Annotated in this window: 17 protein-coding genes; 12 read left to right on the top strand and 5 right to left on the bottom strand. The window is 66.6% G+C overall.

Annotated features, from left to right (window positions below; translation table 11 throughout):
* Positions 1-12: 12 nt before the first annotated feature.
* From KV697_RS04380 to KV697_RS04370, 3 genes are all read right to left on the bottom strand, one after another.
* Positions 13-1041 (bottom strand): glycosyltransferase family 4 protein, encoded by a 1029-nt coding sequence (locus KV697_RS04380; protein ID WP_219020243.1) that lies wholly within the window; start codon positions 1039-1041, stop codon positions 13-15.
* Positions 1042-1060: 19 nt separating this feature from the next.
* Positions 1061-1945 (bottom strand): UDP-2,3-diacylglucosamine diphosphatase, encoded by an 885-nt coding sequence (locus KV697_RS04375; RefSeq protein ID WP_219020242.1) that lies wholly within the window; start codon positions 1943-1945, stop codon positions 1061-1063.
* 303 nt (positions 1946-2248) lie between these two features.
* Positions 2249-5026 (bottom strand): TonB-dependent receptor, encoded by a 2778-nt coding sequence (locus tag KV697_RS04370; RefSeq protein ID WP_257575601.1) that lies wholly within the window; start codon positions 5024-5026, stop codon positions 2249-2251.
* A gap of 285 nt (positions 5027-5311) precedes the next feature.
* On the opposite strand from KV697_RS04370, the gene KV697_RS04365 reads away from it, so the two are divergent.
* The 12 genes from KV697_RS04365 to KV697_RS04310 all read left to right on the top strand — a co-directional run bounded on the left by KV697_RS04365 (position 5312) and on the right by KV697_RS04310 (position 21593).
* A complete protein-coding gene (locus KV697_RS04365) occupies positions 5312-6058 on the top strand; it encodes a copper homeostasis protein CutC (protein ID WP_219020241.1) in 747 nt (248 codons plus the stop codon).
* Positions 6059-6174: 116 nt separating this feature from the next.
* The gene (locus KV697_RS04360) at positions 6175-6912 is read left to right on the top strand and encodes a GntR family transcriptional regulator (RefSeq protein ID WP_056438491.1); all 738 of its coding nucleotides are present in this window, start codon (positions 6175-6177) and stop codon (positions 6910-6912) included.
* On the top strand, positions 6905-7945 hold the full coding sequence (locus KV697_RS04355; protein ID WP_257575600.1) for an SIS domain-containing protein: 1041 nt from the start codon (positions 6905-6907) through the stop codon (positions 7943-7945). Before KV697_RS04360 ends, KV697_RS04355 begins: the two co-directional genes overlap by 8 nt.
* Positions 7942-9081 (top strand): N-acetylglucosamine-6-phosphate deacetylase, encoded by a 1140-nt coding sequence (nagA, locus tag KV697_RS04350; protein WP_219020240.1) that lies wholly within the window; start codon positions 7942-7944, stop codon positions 9079-9081. Before KV697_RS04355 ends, nagA begins: the two co-directional genes overlap by 4 nt.
* Positions 9078-11981 (top strand): beta-galactosidase GalA, encoded by a 2904-nt coding sequence (gene galA, locus KV697_RS04345; RefSeq protein WP_219020239.1) that lies wholly within the window; start codon positions 9078-9080, stop codon positions 11979-11981. Before nagA ends, galA begins: the two co-directional genes overlap by 4 nt.
* A gap of 55 nt (positions 11982-12036) precedes the next feature.
* Entirely contained in the window at positions 12037-14487 is a 2451-nt protein-coding gene (ptsP, locus tag KV697_RS04340) for a phosphoenolpyruvate--protein phosphotransferase (RefSeq protein WP_219020238.1), read from the top strand.
* A complete protein-coding gene (nagE, locus tag KV697_RS04335; RefSeq protein ID WP_219020237.1) occupies positions 14484-16187 on the top strand; it encodes an N-acetylglucosamine-specific PTS transporter subunit IIBC in 1704 nt (567 codons plus the stop codon). Before ptsP ends, nagE begins: the two co-directional genes overlap by 4 nt.
* A 121-nt stretch (positions 16188-16308) precedes the next feature.
* Entirely contained in the window at positions 16309-17094 is a 786-nt protein-coding gene (locus KV697_RS04330) for an IclR family transcriptional regulator (RefSeq protein WP_219020236.1), read from the top strand.
* 142 nt (positions 17095-17236) lie between these two features.
* Entirely contained in the window at positions 17237-18331 is a 1095-nt protein-coding gene (locus tag KV697_RS04325; RefSeq protein WP_219020235.1) for a DUF475 domain-containing protein, read from the top strand.
* Positions 18332-18409: 78 nt separating this feature from the next.
* On the top strand, positions 18410-19201 hold the full coding sequence (locus KV697_RS04320; protein ID WP_219020234.1) for a Crp/Fnr family transcriptional regulator: 792 nt from the start codon (positions 18410-18412) through the stop codon (positions 19199-19201).
* Positions 19198-19398, top strand: coding sequence for a hypothetical protein (locus KV697_RS04315; RefSeq protein ID WP_257575599.1), 201 nt, complete (start codon positions 19198-19200; stop codon positions 19396-19398). The genes KV697_RS04320 and KV697_RS04315 overlap by 4 nt, the downstream gene beginning before the upstream one ends.
* Positions 19399-19475: 77 nt before the next feature.
* Positions 19476-21593, top strand: a complete 2118-nt coding sequence (locus tag KV697_RS04310; RefSeq protein WP_219020233.1) for a M3 family metallopeptidase — start codon at positions 19476-19478, stop codon at positions 21591-21593.
* A 57-nt stretch (positions 21594-21650) separates the two neighbouring features.
* Here KV697_RS04310 and KV697_RS04305 read toward each other — a convergent pair whose 3' ends face one another.
* Positions 21651-22949, bottom strand: coding sequence for a sensor histidine kinase (locus KV697_RS04305; protein WP_219021240.1), 1299 nt, complete (start codon positions 22947-22949; stop codon positions 21651-21653).
* 50 nt (positions 22950-22999) lie between these two features.
* Positions 23000-23719, bottom strand: a complete 720-nt coding sequence (locus KV697_RS04300) for a response regulator (RefSeq protein WP_042483248.1) — start codon at positions 23717-23719, stop codon at positions 23000-23002.
* Between the last annotated feature and the right edge of the window lie 70 nt (positions 23720-23789).

The following is a 23789-nucleotide window of genomic DNA, read 5'->3' as shown; positions in this document are numbered from 1 at the left end:
GGGAGGAATAGTTCAGGCGGCCGCTTTCAACTCGCGGTCTATGGGGGCGAGGGCCCCCAGGAACTGTTCCGCGCTGGCCCGCCACGAAAAGCCCTGCCCATAAGCCGCACACGCCCCGCGATCGAGCATCAGCGCGGCGGCGATCGCCCGATCCAGCGCTTCGTCCATCACCCCGACCTCGGGGCCGAGCACATCGAGCGGTCCCTGCACCGGCAGGGCGGCGACGGGCGTGCCGCAGGCGAGCGCCTCGATCATCACTAGGCCGAAGGTGTCGGTGCGGCTCGGGAAGACGAAGACGTCCGCCGCGCGGTAGATGGCGGCCAGATCCTCACCGAACTTCGCGCCGAGGAAGCGAACGTCGGGATATTGCTCGGCCAGTGCCGTGCGGGCCGGGCCGTCGCCGACCACGACCTTGGTGCCCGGCGTCCGTGTCTCGAGAAACGCCGCGATGTTCTTCTCGACGGCGACCCGGCCCGCATAAAGCTGCACCGGGCCGGGCAGCCCGGCGACCGTCTCGTCACGTCGCCCTTCGGGGCGGAACAGCGTGGTGTCAACGCCGCGTCCCCAATGTCGGTTCTGCGGCAGGCCATGCGCGGCCAGCGTCGCGGCCACGCTGGGCGTCGAGGCCAGGATCGCGGTCGACGGTGCATGGAACCAGCGGACATAACGCCAGACGAATTCCGGGCTGACCGCCTTCACCCTTGCTGCGACATATTCGGGGAATTGCGTATGATAGGCGGTGGTGAAGGGCAGGCCGCACGACAGGCACCAGCGCCGCGCGAGCAGCCCCAGTGGCCCTTCGGTCGCAATGTGCACGGCATCGGGGCGAAAGCCGCTCAGCGCTCGTCCGACCGCGCCGGGAACGGGCAGCGCCAGACGGATTTCGGGATAGGTGGGGCAGGGGATCGAGGCGAAGAGGTCGGGGGAAACGACGCTGACCTCATGGCCCATCGCGCGCAGCTCGGCCGTCACCGATTGCAGGGTGCGGACCACGCCATTGACCTGGGGCGCCCAGGCGTCGGTGACGATCGCGATCCGCATCCGGCCTTGTCCTTCCCGATCAGGCGGCGATGGCGGCGACGGTCGGCTTGCTCCGCCGGGCCTCCATCTCGTCGCCCCAGTGCAGGATTTCCATCGTGCCGTCGAAATGCTCGACCAGCGCGGTGCAGCCCTCCACCCAGTCGCCGTCATTATAATAGGTGACGCCGTTGATGTCGCGGATTTCGGCGGTGTGGATATGGCCGCACACCACCCCGTCGACGCCGCGTGCGCCCGCCGCATGGGCGACGACTTCCTCGAAATGCGAGATGAAGGCGACGGCGTTCTTCACCTTGGCCTTGGCATGTTTCGACAGCGACCAATAAGGGCGCTTCATCCACCGCCGGACGATGTTGACCCAGCGGTTCACCTCCATCAGCGCGGTGTAGGCGAAGTCGCCGACATGGGCGAGCCAGCGATGCGCCAGCGTGATCGCGTCGAACTCGTCGCCGTGCAGGACCAGCAGGCGGCGGCCGTCCACCGTCTCGTGGATCGCCTTGCGACAGATAGCGATGCCGCCGAAATCCATGCCGGTGAACTGGCGGAAGATCTCATCGTGATTGCCGGGGATATAGACGACGCGGGTGCCGCGCTTGGCACGCTTGAGCAGACGCCAGACCACGTCGTTGTGCGCGGCGGGCCAGTAGAATTTCTTCTTCAGCCGCCAGCCGTCGATCATGTCGCCGACCAGATACATGGTCTCGCTGTCGACATGGTCCAAAAAGTCGATTAGCATCTCGGCGTTGCAGCCGCGCGTGCCGAGATGGACGTCCGAAATCCAGATGGTGCGGTAACGACGGCGCTCGTTGCCCTCCGGCTCCGGCGTCACGGGGGCGCGGGGAATGAAGTCGAGAATGGCGGCGTCTTCGTGCTGCGAGCCTTCGATCGGAATGCTGGTCATCGGCATCGTCGGTACCCCACGCTTGGCGTTCCTAATGTCATAACCGTCATCTGTGACGCCCGCGTCGCAGATCGGTGACAGGCGCGCAGCAGTTTCGTGACTCGGGGAAGTCAGGGCATAAGAAAAGCCCGCCGATCGAAAGACCGGCGGGTCGCTTTTCTTTCACGAAACTCGATGAGTCTCACGCCCCTCCCGCAGGCGGGAGGGGATGGGGGAGGGTAGGCCGCGAGTGCCAGGCTCGGTGAGACCCCATGCCCTCCCCAAACCCCTCCCGCCTGCGGGAGGGGCTTAAGAAGGCAGAAGGCGGTCTTAGAAACGTACCGCGACCGAGGCGGCATAGGTCCGGCCATTCTTGTAGAAGGCGGTCGGACGGTCGGGCGTCGCATTATACTGGTAATAGGTCTCGTCGAGCAGGTTCTGCGCGTTGACCGACAGCGTGATCTCCTTGGTCAGCTGCAGGCCGGCCGAGAAGTCGAGCTGGCTGTACGGCGCGACCATTTCGCGCGAACCCAGGCGACCGATCGTGCGGAAATAGCTCGAACGATAATTGTAGCTCAGACGCGCCTGGAAGATGCCCTTTTCGAAATAGGGGATCACGTTGACCGTGTGACGCGACAGGTACGGCAGGTTCAGCGCCGCGCCGGTCGTGTCGACCGACGAGGTCGAGCTGTCCTGGTACGAATAGTTCGCCTGGATGCCGAAACCGCCCCAGATTTCCGCCTGCGCCGACGCCAGCGCGCCGTTGACGGTCGCCTTGCCGCCGTTGATCGGCTGGTTGACGTTATAGGTCGTCAGCGCGTTCTGCAGCGTGTTGAAATAGACCGCGTTGGTGCGCGTGTTGATGATGTAGTTCGAGATGTCGCGACGGAACAGCTCGACCGCCAGCAACGTGCCCGCGCGCGGATACCATTCCGCGGTCAGTTCGTAGTTGGTCGACTCATACGGCTTCAGGTTGGGGTTGCCGCCGCCGCCATCGAGCGTGACGTTGTTCAGCGACAGCGACGCCGCCAGGTCCTCATAGCGCGGACGCGAGATCACCCGCGCCACCGCACCGCGCACGATCACCTGCGGGTTGATCGAATAGGCGATGTTCACGCTGGGCAGGAACTTCAGGTAATCGGTGGTGGTGGTGGTCGGTACCGGCACCGGGTTGGTGAGGTTGCTCTGCGTCACCGCATAGCTCGACTGGTCGCGGGTATAGACCAGACGACCACCGATGTTGCCGCGTACGCCGCCCTGGTCGAAATTGGCCTGGACGTACGAGGCCATCACGGTCTCGCGCACGCGGGTCGAGGCACCGATCTTGTTGACCAGCGGGCTGTTGATCGCCTTGGCCAGGATGTCGATCACCGCCTGGTCGGGCAGGTTCAGATACTGGGTCGCATTGCCCGAACCGCCGGTGCCGTCGAACACGCCGCCCGGCGTAACCAGGGTGGAGACGCCCAGCTGATTGGCCGTCATCGACGTGGTCATATAGGTATTGATGCCACGCGCATCGAGCCGGTTGACGTGATCGGTCACGCGGCTGCCCAGCAGGATCTGGGTGAAGGGGCCGAACTCGACCGGGATGGTCGCGTCATAGCCGCCGAAGACGTCGCGATCGGTTGTGACGCTATAGTCGAGGCCGCCGATCTGTGCGGCGTTCAGGTTCTGGCCGTTGATGACGACCGGACGGCCTTCGATCGTGGCGGGGTTGTTGTTCGGGTTGGTGAAGTAGTTGGCGGGGTTGGTCAGGTCGCCGACATAGTTGACCGTCGCCGACTTGGGCCCGAACGCATAGCTGAACGGCAGCTTGGTCTGAACGTTGAACAGATATTCGGGGTTGCGACCGCCGGTGGCGCGCGACCAGCCGCCCGCGAAGCTGACCTTCGCGCCGTCATCGCCTTCCCAATCGGCGAAGAAGTTGAGGTTGTCGGTCTTCAGCTTCGACTTGCGGACCAGCGTGTCGAGCTGCGCGTTGCGCTGGCTGGTGGCCGCGCCGAACGAGGCCGAGTTGACGACGCCGTTGCTGACATTGGCGGTCTGCAGATCCGCACCGCTCCACGCGACCGGGATGGTGTACATCGACTGGCTGTAGTTGTTGTAGTTGCCGTCGATGTGCAGGCCGTTCAGGGTCAGCGTTAGATTGTCGGCCGGGCGATACTGCACGGTGCCCGACACGCTGGCGCGCTCGCGGGTCTGCTGGAAGTACGCATAATTGATGCCGAAGGGCGCGACCGCGTTGATCAGGTCGTTCTTCGTGCCGCCGGTGATGGTGGCGTTCGGGTTCAGCAGGATGCCCTGGCCCGAGGCGTCGCGACGCACGCTGCCATCGGCGTTCTTCTGGAAGAAGTCGGCACCGCTCTGATAGCCAAAGAACTCGACGCCCGCGCGGGTCAGGTTCTGCTTGTCATAGGTGGCGGCGACCAGGAAGCCGAAATTGTCGGCCTGGTTATGCCAGCTGTAGAGGCCCGATCCGCGGATATTGCCCTTGTCGGAACGGTCGTTGTACGAATAGCCGCCCGAGGCGAAGACCGAATTGGGATCCAGGTCGAGCGGGCGACGGGTGCGCACGATGACCGTGCCGCCCAGGCTGCCTTCCTCGATGCGCGGTTCCGGCGACTTGTAGACTTCCAGCCGGTCGACCAGTTCGGGTGCGAGCAGCGAATAGTTGAAGGTGCGGCTGGACGGGTCGTTGTCGTTGCCGCCCCAGTCGGCCGAGGCGAGCGCATGACCGTCGAGCAGCATGCGGTTCAGCGCTGGGTCGGTGCCGAGGATGGCGACCTTCTCGCCCTCGCCGAAGCGGCGGTCGATGCTGACGCCCGGGATGTGCGACAGCGATTCCGCGACGTTGCGGTCGGGGAACTTGCCCACGTCCTCGGCGGTGATGACGTCGACGACGGCATTGGCCTCGCGCTTGACGTTGATCGCGTTGCGCAGGCTGGAGCGGATGCCGGTGACGACGATGTCACTGGAATCGCCTTGGTCGCTGCCCGGTGCGGTCTGGGTCGGAGCGTCGGTGGACGGTGCTGTGGTCTGTGCGAAGGCGGTGCCCTGAATCCCGGCGAGCGCACTCGCGGTCAGGATCAAGCTGCGGAAGCTCAACATGCGGAAATCCCCCAAATATTTCGCCGCTCCACCGCGCGCGATCTTTATGGTTCATCAGGGGTGGCTGGTGGCGTCCTCCCCACGCTGGCTTGTTATATGATATGCCAGAGACACCAACTTGTAACCAAAATGACATTGGTCCGTAAACGGAAAAATTGTGACCTTTGCTTCATGAGACCATTGGGCTGGCGCATTGTGGGACGGGCTGCTTAAATGACGCATCTGTGAAGGTCCGCGCGGCAATGGTCCCGGTGCGTGGGTCGAATGTGGCGGGGTGTGTTCAAGATGGTCATGTCACCAGTCCGGACCGGTGTGCCGTTGCTGGAAATCTGTATCGACGACGCGGACGGCGTGGCGGCGGTCGTGGCGGCGGGCGCGGACCGGATCGAACTGTGTGGCGCACTGGGGCTGGGCGGGCTGACGCCGTCGGCGGCGCTCGTCGCCCATGCCGTCGAGTCGGGCGTCCCGGTGCACGCGATGGTCCGGCCGCGCGATGGCGATTTCCGCTATGATGCCGCCGATATCGCACTGGCAATGGACGAAATTCGTCGCATGGTGGCGCTAGGCGTCGCCGGTGTCGTGGTCGGCGCCATGGCCGATGATCGGCAACTCGACCTGGATGTATTGGCGCGTTGGCGGGATGCGGCGGCCGGGGTTGCGATCGTGCTTCATCGCGCAGTCGACTTGGTGGCAGACCCAGTTGAGGCGGTCGAGCAGGTGGCGGCGCTGGGCTATGACCATATCCTGACCTCGGGCGGCGCGGCGACCGCCGAACAGGGTGCGGACGTCATCGCAGCGATGGTCCGTCAGGCGCGTGGGCGTCTGTCGATCATCGCGGGATCTGGTGTTTCGGCGAACAATGTCGCGGGTCTGATCGCCCGCACGGGCGTCGATGCGGTCCATGCCTCGGCCAGCGTGCGCGAGGATTGGGGGGATTCGCGAGTGCCCGCGATGGGCTTTGCCGTGGGGCCGAGGCGCCGGACGAGCGCCGATCGCATCGCCGCGATACGGCAGGGAATAGGGGAAGGATAAAACCCAATGTATGCCAAATATAATACCTATTGCTCGCATGGTGTGGCTGCGATAAGTCTGTTGACGAAGCGGGGCGTGGCATGAGCGACGCCCGGGCAAAGGGGGATGGCGCGGCCATGACATTCTCGGCGCAGGTCGGCTCCTTCCGAAAGGGGAACCCCGCGCCGTTATACCTCCAGCTCCAGCAGCTGCTGCGCGATGCGATCACCAACAATGTCCTGGCCGAGGATGATGCGATCCCCGCCGAGCGCGATCTGGCGATCGAATATGACGTGTCGCGGATCACGGTGCGCAAGGCGATCGGCGGTCTGGTCGAGGAAGGGCTGCTGACGCGCCGACGCGGCGCGGGGACCTTCGTCGCGGGGCGTGTCGAGAAGAGCTTCTCCAAGCTGTCCTCCTTCTCCGAAGACATGATCGCGCGCGGCCGCACGCCGAGCAGCCAGTGGGTCAGCCGTGCGCCGGGCACCGTGACGCCGGAAGAGGCGCTGTCGCTGGGCCTGTCGCCGGGCGCGCCGGTCTATCGCTTTCAGCGGGTGCGCTTCGCCGACGAGGTGCCGATGGCGATCGAGGTTTCGACCATCGCGGGCTTTGCGCTGCCCTCGATCGAGGCGGTCGACCGCTCGCTCTATGCGGCGCTGGAGCGGACCGGCAACCGGCCGGTGCGCGCGTTGCAGCGGCTGCGTGCGGTGCCGTTCGGGCCCGATCATGCCAAGATGCTGGATGTCGATCCGGGCCATGCGGGCCTGTTGATCGAACGGCGCGGATTTCTACGCGATGGACGGGCGGTGGAATATACCCAGTCCTTCTATCGCGGCGATGCCTATGATTTCGTCGCGGAGTTAACCGATGTCTGATGTGATGACCGCCGGTAGTGCGGGGACCAGCACCCTGATGGGAGCGGAAGCGGGGGAGGCGCCGGAGGCGATCGCCCGGCTGCTCGCGCGCAATGCGCCGACCGTCCGGGCGCTGGCCGAGCGGCTGCGTGCCGCGCCGCCGCCGGTGATCATCACCATCGCCCGTGGGTCGTCGGATCATGCCGCGACCTATGGCAAATATATCCTGGAGACGAAAACCGGCGTGCCGGTGTCGTCGGCGGCCCCCTCGGTCGCGTCGATCTTCGAGACGCCGATGAAGGTGCAGGGCGCGCTGGTCATCGCCATCTCGCAGTCGGGGCGCAGCCCGGACCTGCTGGCAACGGTCGAGGCGTATCGCGCGGGCGGCGCGCATATCGTCGCGCTTGTGAACGATGAAGAGTCGCCGCTGGCGACCGGCGCGGACACCTTCCTGCCGCTATCGGCAGGTCCCGAAAAGGCCGTCGCCGCCACCAAGTCCTGCCTGACCGCGCTGGCGGGTTTGGCGCAGCTCGCCGCCGCCTGGGCCGGCGACGAGACGCTGGAGGCCGCCCTCAATGATCTGCCCGGTCAGGTCGAACAGGCGCTGGGCCTCGACTGGTCCCCGGCGGTCGAGGGATTGCGCGAAGTCAGCCAGATGTTCGTGCTGGGTCGCGGTTACGGCTACGGCGTCGCGCAGGAAGCCGCGCTGAAGCTCAAGGAAACCTGCTCGATCCAGGCCGAGCCGTTCAGCGCGGCCGAAGTGCGCCACGGTCCGATGCGTATCGTCGAGCCCGGCTATTCGGTGCTGGGCTTCGCCACCTCCGACGTGGCGGGCGAGGACGTGAAGGCAGTTGCCAACCAGTTCGAGGCGCGCGGCGCCAAGCCGTTCGTCGCGGGGCAGGGCGGTGCGCTGCCGATGGTCGCGGGCCATCCCGCGCTGGAGCCGATTGCGATGCTCGCCAGCTTCTACCGCATGGTCGAGGCGCTGGCGCTCGCCCGTGGCATGGACCCCGACTCGCCGCCGCATCTGCAGAAAGTGACCCGCACGCTATGACCCGTTTCCGTTTCGTCAACGGCCATGTCGCGACCCAGAGCGGGGTTCTGCCGGGCGCGGAGATCACTGTTGAGGGCGATCGTATCGCCTCGATCGGTTCGGTCGAAGGTTCGGCCGACACGATCGACCTGAACGGCGGCTGGGTCGTGCCCGGCTATATCGATACGCAGGTCAATGGCGGCGGCGGCGTGCTGTTCAACGACCGGCTCGACGTGGACGGCATCGCGACCATGGCGGCGGCCCATGCGGCCTATGGCACCACCGCGATGCTGCCGACGCTGGTCAGCGAAACGCCCGACAAGATCGCCCGCGCGCTGGACGCGATCGATGAGGCGATCGAGGCCAAGGTGCCCGGCATCGTCGGCATCCATGTCGAAGGGCCGGTGCTGAACCCGGCGCGGAAAGGTATTCACGATCCGACGCGCTTCCGCGACCTGGACGAGGAGATGGTCGCCGTCCTGACCCGCCCCCGCAAGGGCAAGGTCATGCTGACCATCGCGCCCGAGCGGGTGCCGGTCGAGACCATCCAGCGTCTGGTCGCGGCGGGCGTGCTGGTCAGCGCGGGGCATAGCGAGGCCAGCTACGAACAGGCGATGGCGGCGTTCGATGTCGGGCTGTCCGGCATTACCCATCTCTACAACGCCATGCCTGCGATGCAGCAGCGGGTGCCGGGGCTGGCGGGCGCGACGCTCGACGATCCGCGCCCCTATAGCGGCCTCATCATCGACGGTTTCCACGTCTCGGCGCCGATGCTGCGGCTGGCGATGAAGGCGCGGCCGTTCGACAGGCTGATGCTCGTTACCGATGCGATGTCGTCGGTCGGCGCGGTCGAGAAGGACTTCGTCCTGCACGGCCGTCATATCGACGTGTCGGGCGGCAAGTGCACCTATACCGACGGCACGCTGGCGGGCTCGGACCTCGATATGGGGTCAGCGGTCGCCAATGCGGTCGAGCAGCTGCGCATTACCGTCGATCAGGCGGCGGCGATGGCCGCGACGCATCCGGCGGCGTTCCTGGGGCTCTCGCAGGAGCGCGGGGCGCTGGCCCAGGGTCTGCGCGCCGACTGGGTGGTGCTCGACGCCGCGCTCAAGCCGGTCGAGACGCGTATCGCCTCGACGGAGCCGGTCGCGGCATGACGGTCGCGCGCCGCGACCTTCTGCTGGGCAGCGCGGTGGTGGGGCTGGCGGGCGGCATGGCGCCTGTCCCGGCCTTTGCCGCCAGTCGCCGCCCGGCGGACGGCGCGGGCGCGCTGCCCATGCCCGAGCCGGTGGACCAGCTTCCGCCCGCGCTGCCGGTGCAGGATGCGGCCCGCGTCCTGATGGATCGCGGCTGGCTGTTCCATGAAGGCGATGTCGAGCCTGCGCCGCTCGACACGCACAACGCGACCTATCTGTCGGTCAAGGCGGGCAATGCGCGCGGTGCGGCGGCGGTCGATTATGACGATAGCGATTGGCAGGCGGTCGACCTGCCGCATGACTGGGCCTCGTTCCAGCCCTTCGTAAAGACCGCCAATGTCGCGCAAGGCTATCGACCGCGCGGGATCGGCTGGTATCGGCGCAGCTTCGGTCTCGATCCCGCTTTGCGCGGACGGCGGATCGAGCTGGAATTCGGCGGCATCGCGACGAACGCCACGATCTGGGTCAATGGCAGTGTCGTTTCGCACAATTTCTCGGGCTATAACGCGGTCCGCATCGACCTGACTCCGTTTGCGCGTTTCGGGGACGAGGCGAATGTCGTCGCGGTCCGTGTCGATGCGGACGCGATGGAGGGCTGGTGGTATGAGGGCGCTGGGCTCTACCGCCATGTCTGGCTGGGCGATTATGCAGCCGTGTCGATCGCGACCGACGGTGTACACTGCGATCCGCGCAAGACCGATGGCCGCTGGCATGTCCCCGTCACCACCACGCTGACCAGCATCGCCACGGGCGACAGCGCGGTCACGGTCGAGGCACGGCTGCTCGATCCGCAGGGCAAGGTCGTCGCGCAGGGACAGGCGCAGGCGACCGTGCCGACCTTCGACGAAGCCACGGCCACGCTCGACCTGCCCGTCGCCGGTCCGCAGCTTTGGTCGGTCGAGCGTCCGACGCTCTACACGCTCGACGTGAGGCTGCTCCGCAACGGACAGGTGGCGGACGAACGCCGCGTGCCGATCGGATTCCGCACGCTGCGCTTCGACGCGGCCAACGGCTTTTTCCTCAATGATCGCCCCGTCAAGCTGAAGGGCGTGTGCCTGCATCAGGATCATGCGGGCGTCGGTACCGCCATCCCCGATGCGCTGCTCGGCTGGCGGCTGGAGCGGCTGAAGGCGATGGGCTGCAACGCCATTCGGTCCAGCCACAATGCGCCGACGCCGGAGCTGCTCGACTGGTGCGATCGGCTCGGCTTCCTCGTGATGAACGAGAACCGGCAGTTCAATCCCGCGCCCGAATATCGCGCCCAGCTGGAATGGCTGGTCCGGCGCGATCGCAATCACCCCAGCGTCATCCTGTGGTCGGTCTTCAACGAGGAGCCGATGCAGGGCACGCCCGCAGGCGTGGCGATGGTGCAGCGCATGGCGCACTGGGTCCGCGCGCTGGACGACAGCCGCCCCGTGACGGCGGCGATGAACGGTGCGTTCTTCAATCCGGTCAACGTCGCGCAGGTCGTCGATGTAACCGGGTTCAACTATTATCAGGGCGATTACGACCGCTATCACCAGCTGAACCCGGCCAAGCCGATGACCAGCTCGGAGGATACCAGCGCCTTCATGACGCGCGGCGCGTTCGAGAGCGATCCGGCCCGCCATATCGCGTCGAGCTATGACGTCGAGGCGGCGAGCTGGGGCGACACGCATCGAGGGGCCTGGAAGAAGATCGCCGAGCGGCCATACGTCGCGGGCGGGTTCGTATGGACCGGCTTCGACTATCATGGCGAGCCGACGCCCTATGAATGGCCGACCATCGCCAGCTTCTTCGGCATCCTGGACCTGTGCGGTTTCCCGAAAGTCGCCTTCGATATCCATCGCGCCGCCTGGATCGACGACGAGCCGGTGGTCGCGATCGCACCGCACTGGAGCTGGCCGGGGCGCGAAGGCAAGCCGACCAAGGTCATGGTCCTGTCCAATGCCGAGCGCATCGTCCTTCGCCTGAACGGGAAGACGGTGGGCGAGGCGGCGGTCGACCGGCTGATGGGCAATGATTGGACTATCCCTTATGCGCCGGGCCGGATCGAGGCGATCGCCTATCGCGGCGGTCGCGAGGTCGCCCGCGCCGCGCATGAGACGGTCGGAGCGCCGGTCGCGCTGCGGCTGACCCCGGCACGCACCGTGATGGCGGGCGATACCGAGGACGCGCAGGCGATCACCATCGACGCCGTGGACGCCAAGGGGCGCCACGTCCCGACCGCCAATCTGATGGCCCGCTTCACCATCGAGGGCGGCGCGATCATTGGGGTCGGCAATGGCGATCCCAACAGCCACGAGTCCGAAAAGGGCAACCAGCGCTCGCTGTTCAACGGCCTCGCCCAGATGATCGTGCGGCCCGATACCGGGCGCGGGCGGATCACCATTCGTGCGACGGCGGACGGGTTGAAGCCTGCTACGCTGAAGCTCGACCGGCTGGGCGTGACGCCGCGTGCGCAGGTCGCGGTGATGAACGGCGACATGGACGTGCGCGAATGGCGGCGCTCGCCGCTGCTGGCGACCAAGCCCGCGCCCGATCTCGCGCCCGCCGCCAGCGACAATAACGGCTGGGCCTTTGTCCAGGCGGGCACGCCGACCCCGGCGGAAGGGGCGGGCTGGCGCGTCTATCGCGCGGTCGTGACACCCCGGCGGGCGGTGGCGGCGCGTGGCGGCAAACTGCGGCTGGCCTCGGTCGGCGGCATGGCGAGCCTGTGGGTCGATGGGCAGCTGGTCGCCGAAAAGCGCGACCCCAAGCCCGGCCCCATGACAGCGACGCTTCCGGCGGGCGCGGGCAAGCGGACCATCGCGCTGATCGTCGCGGGGATGGGCAATATCGATAGCGGCCTGCTGGGCCGGGTGACGATCGATCCGCGCTGAATGCGTCGGCGATCGCTCACGGGGAAGGAATGCAGTTTGGCGAAAGTGACGTGCGATGAGTGACCTGACCGTTTATGCGCCGCTGGCAGGCTGGGTGACGCCGCTCGCCCAGGTGCCCGACCCCGTCTTCGCCGAGAAGATGCTGGGCGACGGCGTCGCGATCGATCCGGTCAACGACGCGCTGTGCGCGCCCTGCGACGCGACCGTGCTGACCGTGCACGAGGCGGGCCATGCGGTGACGCTGCGCAGCACCGACGGCTATGAACTGATCTGCCATATCGGGATCGACACCGTGTCGCTGGGTGGCAAGGGGCTGACGCCGCAGGTACAGGCGGGCGCGAAGGTGCTGGCGGGCCAGCCGCTGGTCCGCTTCGACCTCGACTATCTGGTCCAGAACGCGCCGGCCGTCGTCACGCCGATCATCGTGGCCGACGCCAGCCGCTACGCCGTCGAGCCGATTGCCAAGGGCCTGGTCGCGGTAGGCGATCCGCTGCTGCGCGTCGTGCCGCTGGGCGTCGAGACGGTCGATGCTGACACCGGCGGTGACATGCTGGTCGAGGAAACGGTCGTCGCGCTGTCGCACGGTTTGCACGCCCGGCCCGCCGCGCGGCTGGTCGAGGCGGTGCGTAAGTATGATGCGCGCGTCACCCTGTATCATGGCGACCGCCACGCCTCGGCGCTGAGTGCGGTGGGCCTGCTGGGGCTGGGGCTGGGCCATGGTACGACCGTCCGGATTGAGGCGAGCGGAGCGCAGGCCGCCGCCGCCCTGGCCGAGGTCATCGCCTTCCTAAACGATGCCACGCCCGAGGAAACGCCGATTGATGTACCCGAGCCAGTGCGCGGCGAGGGACCGGGGCTGGGCGGTGTGCCCGCCGCGCCGGGTCTTGCGGTCGGGCCGATCCACCGCCTGACCCGCGCCGCCATTCCGGTCGAGACGGTGGCGGGTACGGAGGAGGAAGAACGCACCCGCCTGAACGAGGCGCTTGACACGGTGCGCGAGGGCCTCGCCCGGGCGGCCGCCGCCGGTGGCGCACGCGGCGGGGTGATGGCCGCGCATGGCGCGATGCTGGCCGATCCGACGCTGACTGACGCCGCTTTTGTCGTGATCGGCCGGGGGATGAGCGCGGGCGTGGCGTGGCAGGAAGCGATCACCGAACAGGTCGCCGTCCTGTTGTCGAGCGGCGACCGCCGTATCGCCGAGCGCGCCGACGATCTGCGCGATCTGGAACGCCATGTGCTCGCCGCCCTGGCGGGCCTCCCGATCGAGGGACCGTACGTGCCGACCGGCGCGATATTGGTTGCCGAGGATCTGCTGCCCAGCCAGGTGGCGGCGCTGGATTCCGCCGTCGTGGCGGGCATCGCGCTGGTTAAGGGCGGACCGACCTCGCACGCCGCGATTCTGGCGGCGGGCATGGGCCTACCCATGGCGGTCGCGTTCGGTGAGCCGCTGGCCGCGCTGGAGGATGGCCGGGTCATCGTGCTCGACGCCGATCGCGGCCTGATCGACCCCGAACCCGATGCCGAGGCGCAAGGCCAGGTGCGCGACACCATCGCCCGCCGCAAGGCCGAGATGGAAGCCGCGCGCGGGGCGCAGGGGCCGTGCCGTATGGCGGACGGCACCCGGATCGAGATGTTCGCCAATCTGGGCTCGGTCGCCGATGCAGAGGCGGCGGTGGCTGAGGGCGCGGAAGGCTGCGGCCTGCTACGCACCGAATTCCTATTCCTGGAACGCGAAACCGCGCCGACCCGCGACGAACAGGCCCGCGATTACCAGGCGATCGCCGATGCGCTGGGCGACCGGCCGATGATCGTCCGGCTGCTCGATGTCGGCGGCGACAAGCCCGCGCCCTATATGGACCTGCCCGTCGAGGAGAATCCGGCGCTGGGCCTGCGCGGCATCCGGGTGTCGCTCGCCGATCCGCAGCTGCTGGAGGATCAGGTGGCTGCGATCCTGGCAGTGCGTCAGCCGTGCCGGATCATGGCGCCGATGATCGCCAGCCTGTCCGAGCTGGAGGCGGTTCGCGCCGTCGTCGAGCGGCAGGGCGGGAAGGCGGAGGTCGGCGTGATGATCGAGACCCCGGCGGCCGCGATTTCCGCCGATATTCTCGCGCGTAAGGCGGACTTTTTTTCGATCGGTACGAACGACCTGACCCAATATACGCTGGCCATGGATCGCGGCAATGCGGCGGTGGCGGCGGGGGTCGACGGGCTTCATCCGGCGGTGCTGCGCCTGATCGGCACGACCTGCGACGGCGCGGCACGCCACGATACGCCGGTGGGCGTCTGCGGTTCGCTGGCCGCCGATCGTCTGGCAGTGCCGATCCTGCTGGGTCTGGGCGTCACCGAATTGTCGGTGCCCCCCGCGCGGGTGGCGGCGATCAAGGCGCTGGTCGGCAAGCTCGACATGGTGAAATGCCGTGCCGCCGCGATTGCCGCGCTGGCGCTCCCCTCGGCGGCGGCGGTCCGCGCGCACATTACGACTATGCTTCAGGAGATCGGCGCATGAGCTCGCCCATGGCCACCATCCAATCGCTCGGGCGGGCGCTCATGCTGCCCATCGCGGTGCTGCCGGTCGCGGGCCTGTTACTGCGCTTGGGCCAGCCCGATATGCTGAACATCGCCTTCATGGCGAATGCGGGCAATGCGATCTTCGATAATCTGGGGCTGTTGTTCGCGGTCGGCGTCGCCACCGCCTTTGCCCGTGACGGCAATGGCGCGGCGGCACTGGCGGGCATCACCTGCTACCTCGTCACCATCAAGGGCGCCGAGACGCTGATCGTGCCGCCCGCCGGGACGGGAGTTGGACTGGCCAAGGACATCGCCGCGACCGTAGAGGCGGCGTGGCGGACCAAGTCGGTCCATCGGTTCGACGTGCCGGTCGGTATCGTCGCCGGTCTGATCGGCGGCAATTTCTACAACCGCTTCGCAACCATCAAGATGCCAGAATATCTGGCCTTTTTCGGCGGTCGCCGTTTCGTGCCGATCATCTCGGGCATTGCCGGGCTCGGGCTGGCAGCGCTGTTGGGCGTGGCGTTCGGGCCGGTCAATGCGGGCATCGACGCGATGAGCCAGGGCATCGTCCAGGCGGGCGGGCTGGGGCTGTTCGCGTTCGGCGTGTTGAACCGCCTGCTGGTCGTGACCGGGCTGCACCACATCCTGAACACCGTCGCCTATTTCGTGGTCGGCGATTATCAGGGCAAGACCGGCGACCTGACCCGCTTTTTCGCGGGCGATCCGACGGCGGGCGCGTTCATGAGTGGGTTCTTCCCCGTCATGATGTTCGGCCTGCCCGCCGCTTGTCTGGCCATGTATCATGAGGCTCTGCCAGAGCGGAAAAAAGCGGTCGGCGGCATGTTGTTCAGCCTGGCGCTGATGTCGTTCCTGACCGGCGTGACCGAGCCTATCGAATTCAGCTTCATGTTCCTGGCGCCCGTCCTCTATGCCTTTCACGCGGTCCTGACCGGCCTGTCGGAAGCCTTGATGAACGCGCTGGGCGTAAGGCTGGGCTATACCTTCTCGGCCGGTCTGTTCGACTATGTCATCAATTTCGGCAAGGCGACCAAGCCGCTGATGCTGTTGCCGATCGGCGCGGCCTATGCCCTGATCTATTATGCGGTGTTCCGCTTCGCGATCCGCCGCTGGAACCTGCAGACGCCGGGCCGCGAGGTCGAGGCGGCAGCAGAGGGCGAGGCGACCGAGATCGCGGGCGGGCGCGGGGCGTCCTTCGTCGCGGCGATGGGCGGCAGCACGAACCTCAGCGAGATCGCGGCCTGCACCACCCGCCTGCGCCTGATCGTGGTCGATCCGGCCCAGGTCGACGAGCCTGCGCTCAAGCGGCTGGGCGCGCGGGGTATCCTGCGTCCGTCGCCCAGCGGCGTTCAGGTCGTGCTGGGTCCGGTAGCCGACACCGTGGCGATGGAAATGCGCGCCGCGATCGAGTCCGGGCCGATCGCGGCCACGGCCCGTGCGGCGGCTCCTGTCGCAGCGGCGCCCGTGCGGACGGCGGAGGTGGCGACGCAGACCAGCCTGCCGGACGCGCTGGTTCAGGCGATGGGCGGCGCGTACAATATTGTTTCGGCCAGTCATCATGCCGGACGCTGGCGGGTCGTCCTGGCCGATCCGAGCCGTCAGGCCAAGGCATCACCGGCGGAGGCTCGCACCGTCGCCCCGGTGGCCAGCAATGTCGTCCATATTCTGATTGATTAAATTACTGTCATTCTGACGTTAATCATATTGCTGCCTGACACGCAGCCTATATAGCCGCGGGGGTCTAATAACGAGAATAAGGACGGTCGCGCGGCGTCGTCGATCGGAACGGAGGGAATTTTTGGCCAGCGAAACGCCAGAAATATTGGACGACAAGCGGCTCTACCGCGCTCCGGCGCTGGAGAAGGGTCTGGACATCCTGGAACTGCTCGCCGCCGAGGATCATCCATTGACGATGAGCGCGATCGTCACCCGTCTCGGCCGGTCGACGGGGGAGCTGTTCCGCATGATCCAGGTCCTGGAGCATCGCGGTTATGTAGCACAGGGGCCGGACGGCTATGTCATGACCCCGCGTCTGTTCCATCTGGGGCTGAAGCGCCCGCCGGTGCGCAGCCTGATGGAGCAGGCGCTGCCTGAGATGCGGCTGCTCTCGGACCGGATCGGCCAGTCCTGCTACCTCGCCATCCCGTCGGGCGCCGCCTCCTCGGTCATCGCGCGGATGGAGGCCAATACCTCGGTCGGCTTTTCGGTGCGCGTCGGGTATCGCCGCCCTATCCATGAGACGCCTTCGGGCCATGTCCTCTACGCCTTCCAGCCCGAACAGGCCCGGCGCGAATGGGACGGGTTGTTCGACCCGCCCCTGTCGGAGCAGCGGCGGGCGCACCTGATCGCCATCACCGACGCGATCCGCCAGCAGGGCTTTGTCCAGACAGACAGCGTCGAATTGCCCGGCATGGTGGAATTGGCTGTGCCAATCATGCGCGGCGACCGGGCCGTTGCCGTGCTGACCGTCCCGTTCATCCGCATCACCGACGCGTTGGTCGATGGAGATCAAGCGTTGGCTGAACTCCGCGCGACGGCGACGCGGATCTCCGAACAGCTGATCGGCAACGACGCGCGCATCTGACCCCTACCTGATCGCGACTTGTCCCGCCGCGGCTTCGCGGCGATAGGGCCGTGCCCGATTGAACAAATCCGACGAGCCGGACTTTAGTCCCGATCGTCGGAGCACCGAAAGCGTGCGGTCGATCGGACAGCTACGGGGGACCATGCGAGTGCTGCTGAAATATTATAAGGGATCGCTTCTGTTCACGTTGCTCTGCCTGGCCATCGCGGCCTGGCTGGGCTTTCAGAGCACGGGGACGGTTCCCGGCACACTCGGCGTCCTGTGGATCGTGTTGGTCTTGGGCGTCCTGGAAGTGTCATTGTCGTTCGACAATGCGGTGGTCAACGCGACCGTGCTGCGCGACATGGACGATAAGTGGCGGCACCGCTTCCTGACCTGGGGCATCGTCATCGCCGTGTTCGGGATGCGCATCGTCTTCCCGCTCGCCATCGTCGCGATCGCTGCGCATCTGGGTCCGATCGAGGCGGTGAAGCTCGCGGCGGGTGATCCGGTCCGTTACGAGCAGATCATAACCTCCGCCCATGTCGGCATTTCGGGCTTTGGCGGCAGCTTCCTGGCGATGGTCGGCCTGAACTTCTTTCTCGACGACGAGAAGGACGAGCATTGGCTGCCGGTGATCGAACGGCCGCTCGCCGCGCTGCGCGACATTTCGGGGCTGGCGACGGGCATCGTCCTGCTGGCGCTCTATGGCATTTCGCGCTTCATCCCGGCGGAGGAGGCGATGACCTTCATCACCTCCGGCATTTTCGGCCTGCTTACCTATATCGCGGTCCATGCGATCGGCGTGCTGCTGGGCAGCGACGGCGATGCGGTGACGGGCGCGGCGGCGCGGTCGGGCTTTGCGGCGTTCCTCTATCTCGAAGTGCTCGACGCCAGCTTTTCCTTCGACGGCGTGATCGGCGCGTTCGCGCTGTCGAACAACCTGTTCATCATCGCGCTGGGACTGGGGATCGGCGCGATGTTCGTCCGGTCGATGACGATCATGCTGGTCGATCACGGCACGCTGGCGCAATATCGCTATCTGGAACACGGCGCCTTTTACGCGATCGTCGCGTTGGCTGCGATCATGCTGCTGTCGGTGCGCTTCCATATTCCCGAGACGATCACCGGCCTGATCGGAGCGACGCTGATCGGTCTGGCGTTCTGGGCGTCGGTGCGCAGCAACCGCAAACACCCCGAGGGCCTGTCGCATGGCGGCGATCCGGTGCAGGCGGCGGGCAAGCCGATCGGCGACTGACCGGACGATCGTGTCGCTTGCGGAACACTTTGCCCGCGCGGAGGATTTCCTCCCCGAACGCTGGGCGAGGGACGAGTGATGCCGGTTTCCGCAGTCGATACGCTACGTGAGCAGAGGCGCGCCGAAGACGGGCCGCTGCTGACCGAGTTGTTTTTGAAGGGGCGGGGCCGCGACACCATGACGGCCGAGGATGTCGCGGTACTGGAGGACAGCATCGAGGAGGTGCGCGCCATCCCCGCCCGGACCATCGTCATCCGCCGCGACGAGCGGGTGCGGTACAGCAGCATGCTGCTCGAAGGTGTGATGTGCCGGTATATGGACGACCGGCACGGCAATCGCCAGATCGTCGCCTTTCACGTGCCCGGCGATTTCGTCGACCTGCACGGCTTTGCCATGCGTCATCTGGATCATGATGTCGCGACCCTGACTCCGGTGCGGGTCGCGCTGGCGGGACATGACCGGCTGGAACGGATCGTGGCGGGCTATCCCCGGCTGACGCGGTTGCTGTGGTTCTCAACGCTCCTGGACGCGGCGATGCACCGGGAATGGGTGTTCCGGCTCGGGCGGCTGGAGGCCGATGGACGCGTCGCGCATCTGTTCTGCGAGCTTCATGCGCGGCTCGCCATGGTTGATCTGGTCCGCGACGGGGTGTTCCGCTTCCCGGTGACGCAGATCGATTTGGCCGAGGCGGCCGGGATCACTCCGGTCCATCTGAACCGCGTCCTGCGATCGCTGCGTGAGCGGGGGCTGATGACCTTTCGCAGCGGTGAGGCGCATATCATCGACCTCAACATGCTGGCGGCGCTGGCCGATTTCGATCCGGGCTATCTCTATGGCGGCGGCCCGACGCTGGAGAAGCAAAGCGTATGATGCCGCTCGACGATTCCGGTAGCCCCTATCACGGGGTCCATGACGATGCGGGCGTGGCGACGGCCGAGTGCGGGGTCGTCATGCTCGACGGTCCCAACGGCGTGGCGGTGGCGATGACCCCTGCCGCCGCGCGTGCGACCGGCGAAGGGCTGGTGGCGGCGGCACGGCTGGCGGAGGCGCAAGGAGCGGCGGATTAAGCGATAGGGTACAAGGCTTTACCCGCCGTACTACGGGCCTATGGTGATGACGCGCCTTTCATGACCGGGAGTTCACATTGCGTCATCTGTCCCTCGCCGCCGCCTTGGCGGCTCTTTTGAGCACGTCCGCCATGGCGTCCCCGCCGCAAGCCGTACAGGCGCCCGCCGCCAATCCGCTGATCGCCCCATGGACCGGCCCCTATGGCGGGGTGCCGCCTTGGGACAAGGTGAAGCCCGAGCTGTTCCCGTCCGCCTTCGAGGCCGCGCTGGCCGAGCGCAAACAGGATTATGACCGGATCGCCAACAATCCGGCCAAACCGACTTTCGCCAACACCTTCGTGCCGATGCAGAATGCCGGGCAGACGCTGAACCGCGTGATGACGCTGTTCGGGGTGATGACGGGCAACATGAACACGCCCGCCTATCAAGCGCTGGACCGCGAATGGTCGCCCAAATTGTCCAAGGCGTCGGACGAGATCACCTTCAACCCCAAGCTGTTCGCGCGGATCGAGGCGATCTACAAGGCACGCGACACCAGCGGCCTGGATGCGCAGCAGAAGCGGCTGGTCACGCGCACCTATGACAGTTTCGTGCGACAGGGCGCGAAGCTGACCCCGGCGCAGAAGGAGGAGCTGTCCGCCTTCAACCAGAATCTCGCGATCAACTTCAGCGAGTTTTCGCAGCGGTTGCTGGCCGACGAAGGCACCGCGATCATCGTCACCGACGAGGCGCGGCTGGCGGGCCTGCCCGACAGCGTGAAGGCGGTTGCCAAGGCGGCCGCGGCCGAGCGCGGGCAGCAGGGTTGGGCGATCGTCAATACCCGGTCGGCGGTCGATCCGGTGCTGACCTTCGCCACCGACCGGGCATTGCGCGAGCAGGTATGGCGGGCCTTCACCAAGCGCGGCGACAATGGCGACATCAACGATACCAAGGCGACCATCGCCCGCATCGTGAAGCTCCGCGCCAACCGGGCGCACCTGCTCGGTTTCAAGACCCATGCCGACTGGCGGATGCAGGACACGATGGCCAAGACCCCGGCCGCCGCGATGGACCTGATGATGCGCGTCTGGCCCGCCGCCAAGGCGCGCGTCGCCGAGGAGGTCCGGGACATGCAGGCGATTGCGGATAAGGACGGGGCCAAGATCACCATCGAGCCCTGGGACTATCGCTTCTATCAGGAAAAGGTCCGCAAGAGCCGCTACGACCTCGATCAGGCGGAGCTGAAGCCTTATTTCGAGCTGAACAACATCATCCAGGGTTCGCTCTATGCCGCGAACCGGCTTTATGGACTGGAGTTCAAGGAGATTACCGGCACGGTCCCGGTCTTCGAGCCGAACATGCGCGTCTGGCATGTAACCCGCAACGGCAAGGAGGTCGGCCTGTTTTACCGCGACGATTTCGCGCGGACCGGCAAGCGCTCGGGGGCCTGGGCGAACACCTATCGCGGCCAGCGCAACCTGCCGCCGGTGCAGACGGTCCTGTCGTCCAACAACAACAACTTCGCCAAGGGCGCGAAGGGCGAGCCCGTCCTTATAAGCCTGGACGATGCCGAGACGCTGTTCCACGAATTCGGCCACGCGATCCACGCGATGCTCCAGAACGTCACCTATCCGGGGTTGGCGGGCACGCCGCGCGACTTCGTGGAATATCCCAGCCAGGTGAACGAGCATTGGCTGCTGACCCGCGACGTGCTGGATAAGTACGCCCGCCACTACAAGACCGGCCAGCCCATGCCGCAGGCGCTGCTCGACAAGATCAAGGCGTCGGAGACCTTCAACCAGGGCTTTGCGACGACCGAATATCTGTCCTCGGCGATCGTCGACATGAAGCTGCACACCATCCCCGACGGGATCGTCGATCCGGCGGCGTTCGAGGCGACGACCCTGCGGGAGATCGGGATGCCTAGGCAACTGGTGATGCGGCACCGCCTGCCGCAGTTCAACCACCTGTTCTCGTCGGACAGCTATTCGGCCGGTTACTATAGCTATCTTTGGTCGGAGACGATGGACGCCGACACCTTCGCCGCGTTCGAGGAAGCGGGCAGCCCGTGGGACAAGGCGACGGCGGATCGCTTCGCGCGCATCCTGTTGTCGACCGGGAATGAGACGGATCGTGCGGAAGCATACCGTGCCTTCCGGGGCCGCGATCCAGACGTGAACGCGCTGCTCAAGCAGCGCGGTTTCCCGACGAAGTAAGCGCCGTTCGGAGGGGTGGCGTCATCGATGACGGCAGCCCTCCACCATCATGTCGAATCAGCTGCGGGGCAGGGTGATCGTCGCCGCCAAACCGCCTTCGGGCTGGTTGGCGAGGCGGATGTCGCCGCCCGCCTCGCGCACGATCGACCGCGCGAGGGCGAGGCCCAGCCCTACGCCGCCGGTGTCCCGGTTGCGCGAAGTTTCCAGCCGGGTGAAGGGATCGAACACCTTCTCCAACTGATCCTCGGCGATGCCGGGGCCCTGGTCGGCGACGATGATCGCGACATGCTCCGCCTGCGCATCGATGCGGACATCGGCGGCGTGACCATATTTGACCGCATTCTCGATCAGGTTGCGCACCGCGCGCCGCATGAGCGAGGGGCGCAGTTTCAGCCGGAGCCGCCCGCCTTCCTCGAAGCTGACATCCTGCCCCAGATCGTGGAAATCGGCGACCACCGCGTCGACCAGCGCGTTGAGGTCGACATCGGTTTCCGCCTCGCTGGGACGTCCCATGCGCGCGAGCGAGAGGATGTCTTCCAGCGTCTTGTTCATCTCGGCAATGGTGTCGGCCATGCGCAGCCGATCCTGTTCGTCCTCGACCGACTCGATCCGCACCCGCAGCGCGGCCAGCGGGGTGCGCAGGTCGTGCCCGATCGCCCCCAGCATCCGGTCCTTCTCCTCCAGCATCGCCCCGATGCGCAGGCGCAGCGCGTTGAACGCGGCGATCAGGCCGGACACATCGAGCGGCCCTTGTTCGGGGATCGGCTCGCCGGGTACGCGCGGGTCGAACCGCTCGGCCGCGCGGGTCAGGTCGCGCAGGGGCCGCGAAATGCGGCGGCCGATCCACAGCACCGGCAACAGGATGATGCCGTAGAGGATCAGCGTCTGGAAAAAGAGTCGCCAGACGAGGAACAGGCCATCGCGCGGCCAGCCCGCCCGCGTGACGAACCAGCCCATCTTCTGCGACTGGACCGCGATCAGCACTTCGTCGGCGGGATGGCGATTGCGGTCGAAGCGGCGGCGCGGCCAGTCGAAATCAGCGGTGTTGAACGGACGGACGCCTGTCACGACCTGCCGGACGGGATGGCCCAGTTCCTTCATGCCCTCGCGCACGATCGATTCGACGACGGCGACGCGGGGCAGGTCCGCCTTGATTGGATTGACCGGCACGCGCCGCACCCGGCCGCTATCCGGACCCGGACCGCGCCCCATGGCGCTGCGTTCGATCGCGTCGTTCAGACGGGCGACGGATGGCCCGGTGACTTGCTCGAGCACCAGCGTCCGCCGCTCCCCGAGCAACAGGACGAAGCTGATCGCCTGCGCCACGAACAGCGCGATGGCGAGCAGCAGCGCCATCTGGGCCGCCAGCCGACGCGGCCAGAAACGCAGCTTCACGCTAGTGGATTTCACAGGCGGGTGACTTCGGCGGCGAGCGTATAGCCGCCGCCCCAGACCGTCTTGATGATCTCGGGCGATTTGGGGTCCGCCTCGATCTTGCGACGCAAGCGGCTGACCTGGTTGTCGATCGCCCTGTCGAAGGCGGCGGCCTCGCGCCCCTGGGTCAGGTCGAGCAGCTGGTCGCGGGTCAGCACCTGACGCGGACGGCTGACCAGCGCGAGCAGCAGATTATATTCGCCGGTCGAGAGCATCACCGACACCCCCTCGCGGTCGACCAGCGAGCGCTCGCCCGATTTCAGCACCCAGCCCGCAAAGGCATAGGATCCGCTGTCGGGGGCATGGTGCCGGGCGCCGCCCGCCTGGGTCCGGCGCAGCACCACCTTGACGCGGGTCGCCAGCTCGCGCGGGGAAAAGGGCTTCACGACATAATCGTCGGCGCCCATCTCCAGCCCGACGATTCGGTCGGTTTCCTCCGCGCGCGCGGTCAGCAGGATGACCGGTACCTCGCTGGTCGCTGCGATATGGCGGCATAAGCTCAGCCCGTCCTCGCCGGGCATCATGATGTCCAGGATCACGAGGTCGATCGCATAGGCGGCCAGCCGGGTGCGCGCCGAGGCGGCATCGCCCGCCTGAGTCACGCGAAAGCCCTGTTTGGTGAGATAGACGGCCAGCGGCTCGCGGATCGAACGCTCGTCATCGACGAGCAGCAAATGCGGCGTTTCGGACATGGGTTCGGGGTCTAGCATGGCGGACGCGGGCCGCAAAAGGGACGGGGCATGAGGGAAATTGGGGGAGAAT

The sequence above is a fragment of the Sphingomonas sanguinis genome (assembly GCF_019297835.1).
Classification (GTDB): Bacteria; Pseudomonadota; Alphaproteobacteria; order Sphingomonadales; family Sphingomonadaceae; genus Sphingomonas; species Sphingomonas sanguinis_D.
Note: the sequence above shows the minus strand (reverse complement) of the source record. Positions and strands in the feature narration are given on the sequence as shown.

Bases quoted from the DNA above. Each gene is read 5' to 3' on its own strand.
- nagA (WP_219020240.1), top strand. From the start codon at position 7,942: ATGACCCGTTTCCGTTTCGTCAACGGCCATGTCGCGACCCAGAGCGGG.
- KV697_RS04315 (WP_257575599.1), top strand. From the start codon at position 19,198: ATGATGCCGCTCGACGATTCCGGTAGCCCCTATCACGGGGTCCATGAC.
- KV697_RS04370 (WP_257575601.1), bottom strand. From the start codon at position 5,026: ATGTTGAGCTTCCGCAGCTTGATCCTGACCGCGAGTGCGCTCGCCGGG.
- KV697_RS04375 (WP_219020242.1), bottom strand. From the start codon at position 1,945: ATGCCGATGACCAGCATTCCGATCGAAGGCTCGCAGCACGAAGACGCC.
- KV697_RS04305 (WP_219021240.1), bottom strand. From the start codon at position 22,949: ATGGCGCTGCTGCTCGCCATCGCGCTGTTCGTGGCGCAGGCGATCAGC.
- KV697_RS04360 (WP_056438491.1), top strand. From the start codon at position 6,175: ATGACATTCTCGGCGCAGGTCGGCTCCTTCCGAAAGGGGAACCCCGCG.
- KV697_RS04355 (WP_257575600.1), top strand. From the start codon at position 6,905: ATGTCTGATGTGATGACCGCCGGTAGTGCGGGGACCAGCACCCTGATG.
- KV697_RS04365 (WP_219020241.1), top strand. From the start codon at position 5,312: ATGGTCATGTCACCAGTCCGGACCGGTGTGCCGTTGCTGGAAATCTGT.
- galA (WP_219020239.1), top strand. From the start codon at position 9,078: ATGACGGTCGCGCGCCGCGACCTTCTGCTGGGCAGCGCGGTGGTGGGG.
- KV697_RS04380 (WP_219020243.1), bottom strand. From the start codon at position 1,041: ATGCGGATCGCGATCGTCACCGACGCCTGGGCGCCCCAGGTCAATGGC.
- ptsP (WP_219020238.1), top strand. From the start codon at position 12,037: ATGAGTGACCTGACCGTTTATGCGCCGCTGGCAGGCTGGGTGACGCCG.
- KV697_RS04320 (WP_219020234.1), top strand. From the start codon at position 18,410: ATGCCGGTTTCCGCAGTCGATACGCTACGTGAGCAGAGGCGCGCCGAA.
- KV697_RS04325 (WP_219020235.1), top strand. From the start codon at position 17,237: ATGCGAGTGCTGCTGAAATATTATAAGGGATCGCTTCTGTTCACGTTG.
- KV697_RS04300 (WP_042483248.1), bottom strand. From the start codon at position 23,719: ATGTCCGAAACGCCGCATTTGCTGCTCGTCGATGACGAGCGTTCGATC.
- nagE (WP_219020237.1), top strand. From the start codon at position 14,484: ATGAGCTCGCCCATGGCCACCATCCAATCGCTCGGGCGGGCGCTCATG.